Origin of the sequence: Streptomyces asoensis (assembly GCF_013085465.1) — a bacterium.
In the GTDB taxonomy this organism is placed as follows: Bacteria; Actinomycetota; Actinomycetes; order Streptomycetales; family Streptomycetaceae; genus Streptomyces; species Streptomyces cacaoi_A.
The window spans coordinates 2403489-2419261 of record NZ_CP049838.1; the positions used below are offsets into that span (position 1 = coordinate 2403489).

The following is a 15773-nucleotide window of genomic DNA, read 5'->3' on the forward strand; positions in this document are numbered from 1 at the left end:
ATCCACCCCATGGACCAGAGCCCCCCGCCGCTGCCGCCGCCCCTGGAGGGCCTCACCGTCGTCGCCGTCGAACAGGCGGTCGCGGCACCGTTCGCCACCCGGCAGCTCGCCGACCTGGGCGCCCGGGTGATCAAGGTCGAGCGGATCGACGGCGGTGACTTCGCCCGCGGCTACGACACGGCCGCCGTCGGCCTCGCCTCGCACTTCGTGTGGTGCAACCGGGGCAAGGAGTCCATCGCACTGGACCTCAAGGACCCGCGCGGCCTGGACGTCGTACGGCGGCTGATCGCCGACGCGGACGTGTTCGTGCAGAACCTCGCGCAGGGGGCGGCGGCCCGGCTGGGTCTGGACGCGGCCACCCTGTGCGCGGCGCATCCGCGGCTGGTCGCCGTCGACATCTCCGGGTACGGGGCGAGCGGGCCGTACGCGGACAAGCGGGCGTACGACATGCTCGTGCAGTGCGAGGCGGGGCTGGTGTCGGTGACCGGGACGCCCGAGCAGCCGGTGAAGGCGGGGATCCCGGCGGCGGACATCGCGGCGGCCATGTACGCCTTCTCGGGCGTGCTGGCGGCGCTGGTGCGGCGGGGCACGACCGGGCGGGGCGGGCCGGTGGAGGTGTCGATGCTGGAGGCGCTCGCGGAGTGGATGGGGCATCCGCTGCACCACACGATGCACGGCGGCACCGCCCCGGCCCGCACCGGCCTCGCACACGCGGTGATCGCGCCCTACGACGCCTACGCCACCGCCGACGGCGGGCGGGTGTTGCTGTCCGTGCAGAACGACCGGGAGTGGCGACGGCTGGCCGAACAGGTCGTCGGCCGACCCGATCTGGGGACGGATCCGGCGTACGCGACGAACGCGGCAAGGGTGGCGAACCGGGAGCATACGGACGCGCTGGTGGCCGCGGCGCTGGGCGCCCTGGGCTCCGACGAGGCGCTCGCGCGGCTGGAGGGCGCGGGCATCGCGTGCGCACGCCTGAGGGACCTGCACGAGCTGGCGGAGCATCCGCAGCTGGCGGCCCGTGAGCGGTGGCGGGAGGTGGGGACGCCGGTCGGACCGCTACGGGCACTGCTGCCGCCGATCACGCTGCCGGGCGGGGCGGAGGCACGGATGGGAGACGTGCCCGCGCTCGGGGAACACACCGAAGCGCTGCTGCGTGCCGTGGGGATGACGGACGAGGAGATCGCAGCGCTGCGCCGGGACGGTGTGGCCGCCTGAGCGCGGGACTCAGTACGTGAAGGCGCGCCGGCCGGTCAGTGCTTGTTGCCTCCGAACAGCGAACGGCGCAGTCGGCGCAGCGGCGCGAAGAGCGAGACGCGGCTCACCCGTGCCCGCGTCGTCTTGGGGCCGTGGTCGCGCGCGGGCTCACGCGCGGTCAGCTCCCGCATGAGCGAGGTCGCCTCGAGCGTCTCGCGCTGCGGTATGGCGGGGCCCGCCAGCACCGAGAGATGGCGGTCGAGGCGCGAACTGGTCGCACTGCTCCCGCACGTGATCGCAGGGACCCTCGCCCTGCTGTGCATCGTTATCTGTTCCATGTCACTCCCCACCCGTACGAGTCCACCCGGCCCGGGCAGGGTAACCCTATCGCCCCGTCGAGGCACACGTGTATCGAGCTCACAGGATTCACCTTCCCCGTAAGGGGGTTGACGACTCCTCTCCGATCACTCTCCGAATCCAACCGATTTCAGGGTGAGTTGGACAACCGGCTGCGTAGTGGGCTGTGGTGATCCCCCGTCGGGCTCGACGGTCACAGCGAGTGATGTCGCGACCTTGTCGAGGCCGGTGGCGACCAAGGGCGTGTCGCCGTCGAAGAGCCCGAGGGAGCGCGGTTGCGCGTCGGGGCGCATGAGCCACAGCTGATGCACCTGTCCGGTGGGCAGCTCGCCGTATCCGCTCAGGGTGACGATCGCCTGTCCCTCCGCGGCGGAGGCGACCACTCCGATACTGCGGCCCTGCGCGTCCTTCCCGGTGCTCGCCAGCGCGTCGGGAGCTGCGAGAACGTGGGCGATCTCACGCGCCTGGGCGCGCTCGGCGTTCAGTTCGTCCTGGGCGCGGCCCGCCTGGACGGCGAAGAGCGAGGCGACGACGAGGGCCGCCGCGGCGGTGGCCGTGGCGAACGGCACGAAGAGCGGGCGGCGCGCGCGGGGCGCACGGGAGCGTCCGGGCGGCGGCTGCGTGCCCCAGACGTGCGGCGGCAGTTGGGGCGCGCGCTCCCTCGCCGGCGCGCGGGAGGACTCCTGCGGCGTTCTCTGCACGGCCGCCAGCACCCGGCTGCGCATGTGGGCCGGTGGCTGCGCGGCCTGGGACCAGGCGAGCCGGACGGCGTCCTCGGCCAGCGCCCGCACCTCGGCGGCGCAGCGGTCGCAGCCCGTCAGATGCTTCTCGAAGCGGAGGCGTTCGTCGGGTTCGAGGGCGTCGAGCGCGTAGGGGGCGGCCAGCGAGTGCAGGTCCTCGCGGCGGAACAGGCCGAGCACACTCATGCGGCACCTCCCAGGCAGTCGCGCAGCCGCGTGAGTCCGTCACGCATCCGGGTCTTCACCGTGCCCAGCGGCAGCGACAGCCGGTCGGCCACTTCACGGTACGTGTAGCCGTCGTAGTAGGCGAGGGTGACGGACTGGCGCTGGAGCGCCGTCAGCCGGTCGAGGCAGCGGCGGACCAACTGGCGTTCCAGGCCCGCCTCGACCTCCTCGGCCACCTGGTCGAAGGCGGGGTCGTGATAGCGCGATGCCTCGCGCTGCTCACGGTCCACGGCCGCACGGGCGCTGCGCACCCGGTCGACGGCGCGGCGGTGCGCGAGGGTGAGGATCCAGGAGAGGGCGCTGCCCCGGCTCGGGTCGAACCGGCCGGCCGAGCGCCAGGCCTCCAGGAGCACCTCCTGGGAGACCTCCTCCGACTGCGCGGGATCCCTGACGACCCGGCGCACGAGCCCGAACACCGGCCCGGACACCAGCGCGTAGAGCTGTTCGAATGCCTGCTGGTCGCCCCCAGCCACGAGCACCAGTAGCTCGTCCGCCTCCATGCGGTCCCCCTCTCTGCGGCCGCCACACCCGGACCGCCCCGTCACACCAGGCATTCGCAACGAACACACCTCCGGATGGGGGGTACGTATCGAAGGGCCGAAAACGCGGGTGAGCAGGAAAGAAAAAGTTTTTGGGTTTCGACCAATCCGAACCCACCCCCCGCTCCGTATCACTGTCCGTCAGGCAACTTGGCACAGAGGACGGACGGCATGACAGCTTTCTCCAGGAGCGGCAACGGACGCAGGAGCGTCGCGACCCTCGTCTGCGGTGCGTTGGCCGCCGGGGGGCTCGCAGCCGCCGGCGTGGCCACGCTGGTGCCGGGGGCGGCCTACGCCTCCAGCCACCGCGAGGCCCCCCTCATCTCGGGCACCCCGCAGTACGACAACACCGACGTGTACGCCTTCGTCAGCCCGGACCACCCGGACACGACGACGATCGTCGCGAACTGGATCCCCTTCGAGGAGCCGGCCGGCGGTCCCAACTTCTTCCCGTTCGCCGAGGACGCCCAGTACGACCTGCACATCGACAACAACGGTGACGCGAAGGAGGATCTGACCTTCCGCTACACCTTCAAGACGCATGTGAAGAACAAGAAGACGTTCCTCTACAACACGGGCGTTGTCGAGAGCCTGGACGACGCCGACCTGAACATCACGCAGACGTACGACCTCGAACTGATCAAGTCGAAGAAGGGGAAGGTCGAGCACGAGACGAAGATCGCGGACGACGTGCCGGTGGCGCCGTCGAACGTGGGCAAGGCCTCGATGCCGCACTACTCGAAGCTGCGCGACCAGGCGATCTACAAGCTCTCCAGCGGCGCCAAGACCTTCGCGGGCCAGGCCGACGACCCGTTCTTCCTCGACCTGCGCGTCTTCGACCTGCTGTACGGCGGTGACCTCTCCGAGGTCGGCAACGACACGCTCAAGGGCTACAACGTCAACTCGATCGCGCTTCAGGTCCCGAACGACTTGATCGCCGAGTCGGAGCACCAGCCGATCGTCGGCATCTGGTCGACGACCCAGCGCGAGAACGCCCAGGGCCACTACTCGCAGGTCTCGCGGCTCGGCATGCCGCTGGTCAACGAGGTCGTCAACCCGATAAAGGACAAGGACAAGTTCAACGCGTCCGAGCCGAAGGACGACGGCCAGTTCCTGAAGAACGTCACCAACCCCGAGCTGCCGAAGCTCATCGAGGCGATCTACAAGATCAAGGCGCCGGCCGAGCCGCGCAACGACCTCGTCGACGTGTTCCTGAAGGGCGTCAAGGGCCTCAACCAGCCGCCGTACGTGACGCCGTCGGAAGAACTGCGCCTCAACACCTCGATCAAGCCGACCGCCAGCCCCAAGCGGCTCGGTGTCCTCGACGGCGACAACGCGGGCTTCCCGAACGGCCGTCGCCTCACCGACGACGTGATCGACGCCTCGCTCCAGGTCGTCGAGGGTGAGCTGGTCGGTTCCAAGAACGACCTCGGCGACGCGGTCGACAAGAACGACAAGTCCTTCGAGAAGTACTTCCCGTACGTGGCCCTGCCCACCGAGGGCTCGCGCGGCGCGACCGCCAAGAGCGGCGCCGACGTCCGCAGCCAGCTCGGTGACGCCCTCACGGGCTCCGACACCAACACCACGCTGATCGCGTCCTCCGCGGGCGCCGGCGCGGCGGGCATCCTCCTCATCGGCGGCGGGCTGATGTGGTGGCGCGGGCGGCGGCGGGCCTACTAGGCCCTCCTCCTGAGCGGGGCCCACTGGGCCCTCCTCCTGAGCGGGCCGGGGAGAATCCTGCGCTCCCCGGCCCGCCCCACAGACTGGCGCGGCCCGCGTACCAATCCCCCACGGCGCGGGCCGCGCCACCCCACGCGAGCAGGCTGAACGACCCCAGGCGACCTAGGAGAGGGCATGTCCCCGCGGACGAACGACGGCGAACCGGAGCCCACCCGACCGGCCTCCGCCCGACCGGTACCGGACTCCGGAGCACCGGCCTCCGGCGGACCGCTCGCGAACCCCGGCCGGCCGGCGCCGAACCCCGGCCCGGGCCAGGCCTCCGAGGAAGCCTCCTCAGCCACGAAGACCGCGGCCGAGGCGAAGCCCGGGAACCCGGCGGAAGCCGACACCCGGGCCGACGCCCGTGCCGACTCCGACACCGTCGCTCATGCCGGGACCGACGCCGAGGCGGAAGCCGGAGCCGGTACTGACACCGAGACCGGTGCCGAGGCCCAGGCCGGTACCGACACGGAGACCGGTGCCGACGTCGAAGCCCGTGCCGAGACCGGGGCCGAGGCAGGGGCCGAGGCCCCGGAGCCCGACGGCGATGTGGGCGCCGATGCCGAGGTCGGCCACGACGCCCGGGACCGCGGCGCCGATGCCCACAGCGCCGGTGACCGCGGCGCCGATGCTCATGGCGCCGGTGACCGCGCCGCCGGCACCGGTGACGACGGCGGACTCGCCGTCGGTGGTGATGAGCGGGTCGCCGCGGTGCGGCGGGCCGGGGCCGCCGGGCGTCGTTGGCGGGCCGCTCAGCTCAGCGCCTGTGCCGCCATGCTGGCCGTGGCGCTCACCGCCGGGGCGATCGCGCTCGGGGCGGTGCGGGACGGGCAGAACGTGCCCGTGTCGACCGCCGCGGCGGTCTCCCCCGGACTGCTGGCCAGTGGCGACCTCGACTCGAGCATCACCGCGCTCCAGGCCCATCTCCGGGCGCAGCCCAGGGACTTCGGCGGCTGGGCCACCCTCGGGCTCGCCTACGTCGAGCAGGCCCGCACCAAGGGCGACCCCTCCCGCTACCCGCAGGCCGAGCAGGCCCTGAAGCGCTCCCTCTCGCTGCGCTCCGACAACGACCAGGCGCTCGCCGGCCGGGCCGCCCTCGCGGCCGCCCGGCACGACTTCGCGAACGCCCTGGACCTGGCCGATCAGGCGCTGAAGCAGAACCCCTACAACGAGCGCGCCCTGTGCTCCCGTATCGACGCCCTCGTCGAACTCGGCCGCTACGACGACGCCGAGGAGGCCGCGAAGACGGCCGACGAACGGCGTCCGGGCGTACCGGTGTTCACCCGCTACGCGTACGTGCACGAACTGCGCGGCGACGTCACCACCGCCCGCCAGGTCCTGGAGCGGGCACTCGCCGCGTCGACCTCACCCGGCGACATCGCCTACGTCGCCGCCCAGCTCGGTCAACTCGCCTGGAACCAGGGCGACTACGCCACCGCGCTCACCCACTACGCCCGCGCCCTCGCCGCCGACGAGAACTACCTCCCCGCGCTGGAGGGCCGTGCCCGCGCCCAGGCGGCGAGCGGACAACAGGCGGAGGCGATCAAGGGGTTGGAGTTGATCGTCGCCCGCTATCCGCTCCCCGGACCGCTGGTGGAGCTCGGCGAGCTGTACGAGGCCCGGGGCGGCGAGGGCGACGCGGCGAAGGCCGAGAACCAGTACCTGCTCGTCGACGCGTGGACGGCCATCGCCCGCGCCAACGGCGTCAACGCCGACCTCGACACCGCGCTCGCCGCGGCCGACCACGGCGACCGGGCGACGGCCCTGCGCGCGGCCCGCGACGACTGGTCCCGCCGGCACACCGTGCACACGGCGGACGCCCTCGCCTGGGCCCTGCACGTCAACGGCAAGGACGCCGAGGCCCTCCCCTACGCCCGGCAGGCCACGGCCACCGGCTACCACAACGCGTCCTTCCTCTACCACCGCGGGGTGATCGAGAAGGCCACAGGACACCCCGCCGACGCCCGTACCCACCTCGCCGCCGCCCTGAAGCTGAACCCCGGCTTCTCCCCGCTGGGCGCCCGCGAAGCCCGTACGGCACTCAAGACGCTGGAGGCGAGCAAGTGATTTCCCGTCGACTGCTGGCCTCCTGCGCGGCCGTGTTCACGGCCGGCTGCGCGCTCGCGCTGGTCCCTTCCGCCAACGCGAGCGCGCACCCCCTCGGCAACTTCACCGTCAACCGCTACGACGGTCTCGTCGCCGCCCCCGGACAGCTCCGCGTCGACCACGTCGAGGACCTCGCCGAGATCCCGGCGACCCAGGCGAAGCCGGACATCGAACGGCTCGGGATGACCGAGTGGGCCCGGCAGCGCTGCGCGACGGCCGCGACCGGCAGCAGCCTGACCGTGGACGGCCGGGCAGTCACCCTCACGGCGGGCGCCGGCAAGGCGGTCGTACGGCCCGGTCAGGCGGGGCTCGACACCCTGCGCGTGGAGTGCCGGCTGACGGCTCCGCTGCCCGCGGTGTCCGGCGAGGACACCGTCTCCCTCACCTTCCACAGCGAGGGCGCCTCCTCCGGGCCCGGCTGGCGCGAGATCACCGCGCGCGGCGACCGGATGACGCTCGCCGACTCAGACGTACCGAAGAAGTCGGTCTCGTCGGAACTCACCAGCTATCCCAAGGAGTTGCTCTCCTCGCCCGCCGACACCTCGACCGCGGCCGTGCGGGTGCGGCCCGGTGGCGCGGCCCTCGTCGAGGAGGACCGGGACGCGCCGGCCGCGTCCGTGCTGCCGCGGGGCGCCGACCGCTGGACGCGGGCCCTGGACAACCTGGTCGCCCGGCAGGACCTCACCGTCGGCTTCGCCGCGCTGGCCCTGGTGATCGCCGTCGGCCTCGGCGCGATGCACGCGGTCGCCCCGGGCCACGGCAAGACCATCATGGCCGCGACGGCTGCCGCGCGGGGCGGCAGGGCCCGGATGAAGGACGTCCTTCCGCTGGCCGCCTCCGTCACCGTCACGCACACCCTGGGCGTCGTCGCCCTCGGCCTCCTCGTCACCGCCGGTTCGGCCGCGGCGCCTTCGGTGATCGCCTGGCTGGGCCTGGCGAGCGGCGCACTGGTCCTCTTCGCGGGCGCGACCCTCGCACGACGGGCCTGGCGCGGCCGGGGCCCCGGCAACCCCCACGGACACACCCACCCGCACCCGCACCCGCACGGCGACCGGCCGCACACCCACGAGCCGGCGAAAACCCCCGACCGTCAACTCGCCCTCGTCGGCGCCCCCACCCCGCACATCCATGCCCATCACGACCCCGGGCATGACCACGGTGACGACCACGGGCACAGTCACGACCAAGGCCACGACCGCGACGGCGACGGCGACCGCCACCACGAGCACGATCACGATCACCGTCACGAGCACGGCCACACCCACACGCACACCCACGGCGGCCACACCCACACCCACGCCGTCGCCCCCACGCTCCGCGGCACGCTCCTCCTCGGCTTCGCCGGGGGCATGGTCCCCAGTCCGTCCGCCGTGGTCGTGCTGGTCGGCGCGGCGGCGCTCGGGCACGCCTGGTTCGGGCTGCTGCTCGTCGTCACGTACGGCGTCGGGCTCGCGCTGACCCTGACCGCCGCAGGGTTCGCCGTCGTCAGGCTGGGCGCGGGCGCGACCCGCCTGCTGGACCGGCAGCCGCGCTGGACGACCCACCCGGTCGTGACGCTGGCCCGCCGCAACCTGCCCCTGTGGTCCGCGTTCCTCGTCGTCGCCCTCGGCGCCGGACTGGTACTCAAGGGGGCCGCATCCGTACTCGGCTGAGCTACGTTTGTGGGGTTGCGGAGGTTTTCGCCCGGATACGAAGAGCGAAATGGGGGCGCGGTGTCCGAAGAACCGGGCAGTGAACGTCTGATCGCGGGTCGCTACCGCCTGCTGACCCCGCTGGGCGAGGGCGGCATGGGCACGGTGTGGCGGGCCCGTGACGAGGTGCTGCACCGCGAGGTCGCCGTCAAGGAGGTACGTGCCCCGCACGGCCTGGCGGCCTCGGACGTCGAGCGGATGTACGCACGGCTGGAGCGCGAGGCCTGGGCCGCGGCCCGGGTCGCGAACCGGAACGTCGTCACGGTGTACGACGTGGCCACCCAGGACGGGCGGCCATGGATCGTCATGGAGATCGTGCGCGGGATCTCCCTCGCCGAGCTGCTGGACGCCGAGGGGCCGCTCGAACCGGCACGGGCCGCGCACATCGGCGCCGAGGTGCTGTCCGCGCTGCGGGCCGCGCACGAGGCCGGAGTGCTGCACCGGGACGTGAAGCCGGCGAACGTGCTGATGTCGAACGACGGCCGGGTGGTGCTCACCGACTTCGGTATCGCGACCGTCGAGGGCACCTCCGCGCTGACCATGACCGGCGAGGTCATCGGCTCCCCCGAGTTCCTCGCGCCGGAGCGGGCGCTGGGGCGCACGCCCGGGCCCGAGTCCGACCTGTGGTCGCTGGGCGTGCTGCTGTACGCGGCGGTCGAGGGCAACTCCCCCTTCCGCCACGACACTCCGCTGAGCACCCTGCGCGCCATCGTCGACGAGGAGCTGCCGCCGCCGCACCGGGCCGGGCCGCTCGCGCCCGTGATCGAGGGCCTGCTGCGCAAGGACCCGGCCGAGCGGACTCCGGCCGACCGGGCGGAGCAGGACCTGCGGCTCGTCGCCGCGGGCGGTGCCCCGCACGGCGGCACGGTCCGTTCGACGCCACCGGCGCCGTTCGCGGCGTATCCGCCGACGGTCTCGACCCCGGCCGAGCCGCTCCGCCAGGAGCCGACGGCCCCGACCCCGCCCCAGTCCTGGTCGGCCGCCCCGGCGACGACGGGCCGCTCGGCGAAGCCGGACCGGAGCCGGCGCGCCGGTGTGGCCCTTGTCGCCGGTGTGGTGGTGCTGGCGCTGGCCGTCGCCGGGCTGACGTACGGGCTGCTGAACCGTGACGACGGCGACGGCGACACCGGTGGCGGGGTCACCAACAGCACGACGGACATTCTGAGTTCGCCTCCGACGCAGCCGGAGACGAGCGCGGAGAGCAGCGATTCGCCGAGCCCGAGCCCGAGTCCGAGTGAGAGCGAGAGCTCCGAGGCCCCGGCGCAGACCGTCTCGGTCACCGTCGCCGGCGCGCACACGGACTACTCCGGCAGCTGTCCGCCGCCGGACGCCGACGCGCCCGCCTTCACCGCGACGATCACGGTGGGGCAGCTCCCCGCGACGGTGTCCTACCGCTGGGTGTCGAAGGACGGTGAGCTCTCCGGGCAGACCTGGAAGACGCTCGACTTCTCCTCCGGCGGCGGGAAGTCCAAGCAGGACAAGGTGATCCTGTCGACGTACGCCGAGAGCGGGACGTACGAGAACTCGATCGCCGTCGAGGTACGGGATCCGGTGCAGAAGACGTCCAACTCGGTACCGTTCTCGGTCACCTGCGAGACGGAGACCCCGACGGACGGGGCCTCCCCCTCACCTTCTGCCTCGGAGTGACGAAGCGGATGGAGCTGACGGAGCCGATGAAGCTGACGGATCAGGCGGCGCTGTTCAGGACCGGCAGGTAGCCACCCGACTGGCCGGACGCGGTCGGGTGGTACGACTCACCGATGTTCAGCCAGTTGAGGCTGTGCAGCCAGGAGCTGCCGGAGCAGATCTCGTGGCCGTTGAACGGGGTGCGGACGTCGCCGAAGACGAAGCCGTGGGCGGCGGCGCGGTTGGCGGTCGCGGCGTCGAGGTAGTCGGCCGCGTTGTTGATGGCGGAGCGCTTGGTCTCGGACAGGCCCAGGCAGACCGTGCCGAGCTTGTAGAAGCGGGGGTAACCGATGACGACGACGCGCGCGTTGGGCGCCTTGGCGCGGATCGTGGAGTAGACGGTGTCGAGTCTGCCGGGGAGCGTCGAGTCGACGTAGGCCCTGGCCGTGTTGATGCGGGACAGACAGGTGCTGTCGGAGCCGGTGACGCAGGTCGTCATGACGTCGGCGAAGCCCGCGTCGTTGCCGCCGACGGTGATGGAGACCAGGCCGGTCGAGGAGTTCAGGCCGCCGAGCTGACTCGCCAGAACTTCATCCGTTCGGGCGCCGGAACAAGCCGCGAAGGTGAACGACGAGGGGGCGTGGGCGGCGTTCCAGAGGTACGGATACGCCTTGGTGCTGCGCTTGCAGTTGCCGCTGGAGCTGATGTAGCTGCCCGCGCCGACACCGGAGGAGTAGGAGTCCCCCAGCGCCACATAGCCACCTGTGGCTGCGAGTTGGGCGCCCTGCGCCGAGGCCGCCCCGGTGAGGGCGGTGCCGAGGGCGAGGAGGAGTGAGCTCACGAATACGACAAGTCGGGAACGTCTCATGGAACCTCCCTTAGCAGGATCTCTGCCACCACGTTCGTAGCAACTACGCGTGTTGACGGGAAGTGTCCATGCCAAGACTTTCTGGCTCCTATCGGGATCGTTCACACCCCCTTTGTGGGGTTGGTGTTGCGTGCTCATGTCAAGGTTGTTGACAACCCCTCAACTCCCTTGTTCTACGCACGTAGATGGCTGAGGCTTTACCCAGCCGAGAACGGAACGCGACGTTCGAGGCCGTGTGTGCGACCGCGCACTCCCCCACAGCCGTGCGCCCGACCCAGGCGCACGCTGCCTAGAGGAGGACTCCCTCGTAATGGCACAACTGCGTAGCAACAAGGCCCGCATCACCGCCGCAGCCACCGTGGCGGCCGCCGCCCTCGTCGGCGGGCTCACCGCGCTCCCCGCCCAGGCCGCTCCGGCCGAGGGCAAGGTCCTCGCGGCCGGCTCCCCCACCGCCGTCAAGGACAGCTACATCGTCACCCTGAAGTCGCAGGCGGGCTTCAAGGCGTCCTCGGCCACCGGCAAGAACCTCGTCAAGGGCTACGGCGGCACCGTCGGAAAGACGTTCGGCTCCGCGCTGAACGGCTACACCGCCACCCTCTCCGCCACCGAGGCCAGGAGACTCGCCGCGGACCCGGCGGTCGCCACCGTCGAGCAGAACCAGACCGTCCGGGTGAGCGACACGACGCAGTCGAGCGCCCCCTGGGGCCTGGACCGCGTCGACCAGACCTCGCTCCCGCTGTCCGGCACGTACACCTACCCGGACACCGCCGGCAGCGGTGTCACCGCGTACGTCATCGACACCGGCGTCCGCATCACCCACTCCCAGATCAGCGGCCGGGCCTCCTACGGCTACGACGCCGTCGACGGCGACACCACCGCCTCCGACGGCAACGGTCACGGCACCCACGTGGCCACGACGATCGCGGGCTCCACCTACGGCGTTGCCAAGAAGGCGAAGATCGTGGCGGTGCGGGTGCTCGACAACGCCGGTTCCGGCACCACCGCGGGCGTCATCGCGGGCATCGACTGGGTCACCAACAACCACTCGGGCCCCTCGGTCGCCAACCTCTCGCTCGGCGGCGGCGCGTCCACCACGCTGGACACGGCGGTGCGCAACTCCATCGCCAGCGGTGTCACCTACGCGGTGGCAGCGGGCAACAGCAGCGCCAACGCCTCCTCGTACTCCCCGGCCCGCGTCACCCAGGCCATCACCGTCGGCGCCACCACCAGCACCGACGCCAGGGCCAGCTACTCCAACTACGGCTCGGTGCTGGACATCTTCGCCCCCGGCTCCTCCATCACCGCGGGCTGGTACACCAGCGACACCGCCACGAACACCATCTCCGGTACGTCGATGGCGACCCCGCACGTCGCGGGCGCGGCCGCGGTCTACCTGGCAGGCCACACCTCGGCCACGCCGGCCCAGGTGGCCACGGCCCTGGTGAACGGCGCGACCTCGAACGTGGTCACCAGCCCGGGCACCGGCTCACCGAACAAGCTCCTCAAGATCGTCCCGTGACCCCCGCGGTACCGATCCCCGCGGTACCGACCCTTGCGGTACTGATCTGAACCACCGTTCCCCGGAGGCCTCCATGACCTCCGGGGAACACTTTTGTTCGCTCCCGTGTCCGTTCCTGTGCCGGTTCCTTTCGAGGGGACGCATCATTCTGTAACGGTCAAACGAACAAAAAGGTGAGTGGGGCGCCAAGGGCTTGCCATCCGGGCGTAATCATCAATACCGTCATACATCTCACTCGCATCGGACCGTCGGCAACGGCTCCAGGGGAGGGCTCAGGGACCGCGGCGGTATCGGGGCGGGAGCGCGGTAGGGGGGTGCCGAGCTCGGTGACCGCACTGGTGACCGGGCCGTGCCGCGCGGTCGGCTGCCGTCCTTCGACGGTGGCCGGTCAGTTTTGCCAGCTCACCCGTGTCTGCGCGGAGACGACTCCGCCATGGGTGAGAAACCCCCCTTTCGAACCGGACGTGGATTCCGGGCCGCCCAGGGGCGGGCGGCCCACCGGACGAGAGGGACCAGACTCATGAGTTCCGTTCTGCAACCGGCGACATCGGGCCAGGATCTCGAAAGCCCGTCGACCGTCGGCAAGTACCGGCCCATCACCTCGCACCTGGCCATCACGCCACCGGTGAGCGTGGTCATCCCCGCGATGAACGAGGCCGAGAACCTTCCGTACGTGTTCAAGACGCTGCCGGACTGGATCCACGAGGTGGTCCTGGTCGACGGCAACTCCACCGACGACACCGTGCAGGTCGCGCGTGATCTGTGGCCCGGCGTCAAGGTCGTCGGACAGCAGGGCCGGGGCAAGGGCGACGCCCTGATCACCGGCTTCGAGGCGTGCAGCGGCGACATCATCGTGATGGTCGACGCGGACGGCTCGGCCGACGGCAACGAGATCGTGTCGTACGTCTCCGCCCTCGTCTCCGGCGCGGACTTCGCCAAGGGCTCCCGCTTCGCCAACGGCGGCGGCACCGACGACATGACCTTCATCCGCTGGCTCGGCAACCGGGTCCTGTGCGCCATCGTCAACCGCAAGTTCGGCGCCCGCTACACCGACCTGTGCTACGGCTACAACGCGTTCTGGCGGCACTGCCTGGACAAGATCGAGCTGGACTGCACCGGCTTCGAGGTCGAGACCCTGATGAACATCCGGGTCGTCAAGGCCGGCCTGAAGGTGCAGGAGATCCCCAGCCACGAGTACCTGCGCATCCACGGCGTCAGCAATCTGCGCGCCGTCCGCGACGGGCTGCGTGTGCTGCGGGTGATCCTCAAGGAACGGTCGAACCGGCGTGCGCTGCGCCGGCTGACCCGCCGCTCGCCGATGCTCGACTCGGTCCGGGGAGAGGCGTCTTGAGCACGATCGACGTCTCCGTCGTCATCTGTGTGTACACCGAGGACCGCTGGGAGGACATCCTCGCGGCGGTCGCCTCGGTGCGGGCGCAGACCCACCCGGCCCTGGAGACCCTGCTCGTCGTCGACCACAACCCGACGCTCCTGGACCGGCTGAGGAGCGAGTACAAGGAGACCGACGAGGTGCGGGTGCTGCCCAACGCGGGCCCGCGCGGTCTGTCGGCCGGCCGCAACACCGGCATCGCCGCCTCCCGGGGCGAGGTCGTCGCCTTCCTCGACGACGACGCCGTCGCCGAACGGGACTGGCTGCGCCGGTTCGCCGACCCGTACTCCGATCCCCGGGTCCTGGCCGTGGGCGGCCGGGCGGTGCCCGTCTGGTCCTCCGGACGGCGGCCCGACTGGTTCCCCGAGGAGTTCGACTGGGTGGTGGGCTGCTCCTACCGGGGCCTGCCGCCCGGCCGGGTCCGGGTGCGCAACATCCTCGGCGGGAACGCCTCCTTCCGGCGTACCGCGTTCGACTTCGTGGGCGGCTTCGCCACCGGCATCGGACGCGACGGCAACAAACGCCCGATGGGCGGCGAGGAGACGGATCTGTGCATCCGGCTCAGCCGCGCGAGACCCGACGCGATCCTGCTGATGGACGACCGCGCGGTGATCCACCACAAGGTGCCCGAGGCGCGCGAGCACTTCGGGTACTTCCGCACGCGCACCTACGCCGAGGGCCTGTCGAAGGCGCTCGTCGCGCGCAGCGTCGGCGTCGACAAGGGGCTGGAGTCCGAACGCCGGTACGCCACCCGGGTGTTGCCGGCCGGTGTGGTCCGCGGACTGCGCGACCAGCTGCTGGCCCGGCCCGGCGGGGCCCGGCGGGCGGCCGCGATCGTCGCCGGGGTGCTGACGGCGGCCGGCGGGTACCTGGTCGGCAGCATGCGGGCGCGGCGGGCGGGGACGACGTTCGCCGTGGTACCGATCCCGGTGGACCAGGTGGAGCGGGCCGCATGACAGGGGCGCGCGTGCCGATCCTCATGTACCACGCGGTGGCCGCCGACCCGAACGACGCCACCCGCACCCTCTCGGTCACACCCGAGGCGTTCGCCGAACAGATGGCGGTGCTCGCGGACCGGGGTCTGACCCCGCTCACCACCGCCGACCTGGCGGCCCGTTGGCGGTCCGGCCGGCCGCTGCCGGTCCGCCCGGTCCTGATCACCTTCGACGACGGCTACGAGGGCGTGCACCGGCACGCCCTCCCGGCGCTGGCCGAGCACGGCTTCCCGGCCACGCTGTTCGTCACCACCGGCTGGGTCCGGGGCGCCTACGACACCGGGGGCGGCCTGGACACCATGCTGGACTGGCGGCAGGTGCGCTCACTGGCGGACAGCGGCGTGGAGATCGGCGGCCACAGCCACACCCATCCGCAGCTCGACCAGCTGGACGACGCCCGGCTGCGCGCCGAGCTGATCCGCTGCCGGGACATCGTCGCCGACGAACTGGGCACCCCGCCCGTGTCGTTCGCCTACCCGTACGGCTACTCCAGCCGCCGGGTGCGCACGGCGGTACGCGGACACGGGTTCGCCCAGGCGCTCGCCGTGGGCAACTCCCTCGCCCACCGCGCCCAGGGGCCGTACGCCCTGCGGCGGGTGACGGTACGGCGCACCACGGACGCCGAGGAGTTCGCACGGCTCGTCGACGGTCGGGCGATCGGCCGGACGTTCGCGAGGGACCGGGCGCTCACCAAGGGGTACGCCGTGGTGCGGCGGACCCGCCGACTGCGGCGACCGGTCTGACGGGTGGCCCCGGCCGAGCCTGCCGGGGCCACGCGCACACAGCGGGGCCGGTTGCCCG

General features: G+C 71.8%; 13 protein-coding genes. 9 read left to right on the forward strand and 4 right to left on the reverse strand.

What is annotated here, in order from left to right; all coding sequences use genetic code 11:
- The first annotated feature begins 9 nt into the window (after nucleotides 1-9).
- Entirely contained in the window at nucleotides 10-1218 is a 1209-nt protein-coding gene (locus G9272_RS10705) for a CaiB/BaiF CoA transferase family protein (RefSeq protein WP_171396335.1), read from the forward strand.
- A gap of 35 nt (nucleotides 1219-1253) precedes the next feature.
- Here the strand turns inward: G9272_RS10705 and G9272_RS10710 are convergent, their stop codons facing one another.
- The 3 genes from G9272_RS10710 to G9272_RS10720 all read right to left on the reverse strand — a co-directional run bounded on the left by G9272_RS10710 (nucleotide 1254) and on the right by G9272_RS10720 (nucleotide 3019).
- Complete coding sequence (locus G9272_RS10710; protein ID WP_171396336.1) at nucleotides 1254-1535, reverse strand: hypothetical protein; 282 nt, start codon at nucleotides 1533-1535, stop codon at nucleotides 1254-1256.
- A 126-nt stretch (nucleotides 1536-1661) separates the two neighbouring features.
- Nucleotides 1662-2480 carry an anti-sigma factor gene (locus G9272_RS10715; RefSeq protein ID WP_171396337.1) on the reverse strand — a complete coding sequence of 273 codons (819 nt, stop codon included), beginning with the start codon at nucleotides 2478-2480 and terminating at the stop codon, nucleotides 1662-1664.
- The gene (locus G9272_RS10720; RefSeq protein ID WP_171396338.1) at nucleotides 2477-3019 is read right to left on the reverse strand and encodes a sigma-70 family RNA polymerase sigma factor; all 543 of its coding nucleotides are present in this window, start codon (nucleotides 3017-3019) and stop codon (nucleotides 2477-2479) included. Before G9272_RS10720 ends, G9272_RS10715 begins: the two co-directional genes overlap by 4 nt.
- A 210-nt stretch (nucleotides 3020-3229) precedes the next feature.
- On the opposite strand from G9272_RS10720, the gene G9272_RS10725 reads away from it, so the two are divergent.
- The 4 genes from G9272_RS10725 (at nucleotide 3230) to G9272_RS10740 (ending at nucleotide 10221) form a co-directional block, all read left to right on the forward strand.
- Entirely contained in the window at nucleotides 3230-4738 is a 1509-nt protein-coding gene (locus G9272_RS10725; RefSeq protein ID WP_171396339.1) for a DUF4331 domain-containing protein, read from the forward strand.
- A 174-nt stretch (nucleotides 4739-4912) separates the two neighbouring features.
- The gene (locus tag G9272_RS10730; protein WP_171396340.1) at nucleotides 4913-6844 is read left to right on the forward strand and encodes a tetratricopeptide repeat protein; all 1932 of its coding nucleotides are present in this window, start codon (nucleotides 4913-4915) and stop codon (nucleotides 6842-6844) included.
- Nucleotides 6841-8535, forward strand: coding sequence for a nickel transporter (locus G9272_RS10735; protein ID WP_171396341.1), 1695 nt, complete (start codon nucleotides 6841-6843; stop codon nucleotides 8533-8535). Before G9272_RS10730 ends, G9272_RS10735 begins: the two co-directional genes overlap by 4 nt.
- A 60-nt stretch (nucleotides 8536-8595) precedes the next feature.
- On the forward strand, nucleotides 8596-10221 hold the full coding sequence (locus tag G9272_RS10740; protein ID WP_171396342.1) for a serine/threonine-protein kinase: 1626 nt from the start codon (nucleotides 8596-8598) through the stop codon (nucleotides 10219-10221).
- 40 nt (nucleotides 10222-10261) lie between these two features.
- On the opposite strand, the gene G9272_RS10745 is transcribed toward G9272_RS10740, so the two are convergent.
- Nucleotides 10262-11068, reverse strand: a complete 807-nt coding sequence (locus tag G9272_RS10745; RefSeq protein WP_171396343.1) for an SGNH/GDSL hydrolase family protein — start codon at nucleotides 11066-11068, stop codon at nucleotides 10262-10264.
- A gap of 310 nt (nucleotides 11069-11378) precedes the next feature.
- Here G9272_RS10745 and G9272_RS10750 point away from each other — a divergent pair, with 310 nt between their 5' ends.
- The 4 genes from G9272_RS10750 (at nucleotide 11379) to G9272_RS10765 (ending at nucleotide 15715) form a co-directional block, all read left to right on the forward strand.
- Nucleotides 11379-12587, forward strand: coding sequence for a S8 family peptidase (locus G9272_RS10750; protein ID WP_020128214.1), 1209 nt, complete (start codon nucleotides 11379-11381; stop codon nucleotides 12585-12587).
- 520 nt (nucleotides 12588-13107) lie between these two features.
- Entirely contained in the window at nucleotides 13108-13938 is an 831-nt protein-coding gene (locus G9272_RS10755) for a glycosyltransferase family 2 protein (RefSeq protein ID WP_171396344.1), read from the forward strand.
- Complete coding sequence (locus G9272_RS10760; RefSeq protein WP_171396345.1) at nucleotides 13935-14933, forward strand: glycosyltransferase family 2 protein; 999 nt, start codon at nucleotides 13935-13937, stop codon at nucleotides 14931-14933. The genes G9272_RS10755 and G9272_RS10760 overlap by 4 nt, the downstream gene beginning before the upstream one ends.
- On the forward strand, nucleotides 14930-15715 hold the full coding sequence (locus G9272_RS10765; protein WP_171396346.1) for a polysaccharide deacetylase family protein: 786 nt from the start codon (nucleotides 14930-14932) through the stop codon (nucleotides 15713-15715). The genes G9272_RS10760 and G9272_RS10765 overlap by 4 nt, the downstream gene beginning before the upstream one ends.
- Nucleotides 15716-15773: the final 58 nt, after the last annotated feature.

Excerpts from the sequence above, each read along its gene's own strand:
- G9272_RS10745 (WP_171396343.1), bottom strand. The coding sequence starts at position 11,068 with ATGAGACGTTCCCGACTTGTCGTATTCGTGAGCTCACTCCTCCTCGCC.
- G9272_RS10765 (WP_171396346.1), top strand. The coding sequence starts at position 14,930 with ATGACAGGGGCGCGCGTGCCGATCCTCATGTACCACGCGGTGGCCGCC.
- G9272_RS10730 (WP_171396340.1), top strand. The coding sequence starts at position 4,913 with ATGTCCCCGCGGACGAACGACGGCGAACCGGAGCCCACCCGACCGGCC.
- G9272_RS10720 (WP_171396338.1), bottom strand. The coding sequence starts at position 3,019 with ATGGAGGCGGACGAGCTACTGGTGCTCGTGGCTGGGGGCGACCAGCAG.
- G9272_RS10755 (WP_171396344.1), top strand. The coding sequence starts at position 13,108 with ATGAGTTCCGTTCTGCAACCGGCGACATCGGGCCAGGATCTCGAAAGC.
- G9272_RS10750 (WP_020128214.1), top strand. The coding sequence starts at position 11,379 with ATGGCACAACTGCGTAGCAACAAGGCCCGCATCACCGCCGCAGCCACC.
- G9272_RS10715 (WP_171396337.1), bottom strand. The coding sequence starts at position 2,480 with ATGAGTGTGCTCGGCCTGTTCCGCCGCGAGGACCTGCACTCGCTGGCC.
- G9272_RS10705 (WP_171396335.1), top strand. The coding sequence starts at position 10 with ATGGACCAGAGCCCCCCGCCGCTGCCGCCGCCCCTGGAGGGCCTCACC.
- G9272_RS10725 (WP_171396339.1), top strand. The coding sequence starts at position 3,230 with ATGACAGCTTTCTCCAGGAGCGGCAACGGACGCAGGAGCGTCGCGACC.
- G9272_RS10710 (WP_171396336.1), bottom strand. The coding sequence starts at position 1,535 with ATGGAACAGATAACGATGCACAGCAGGGCGAGGGTCCCTGCGATCACG.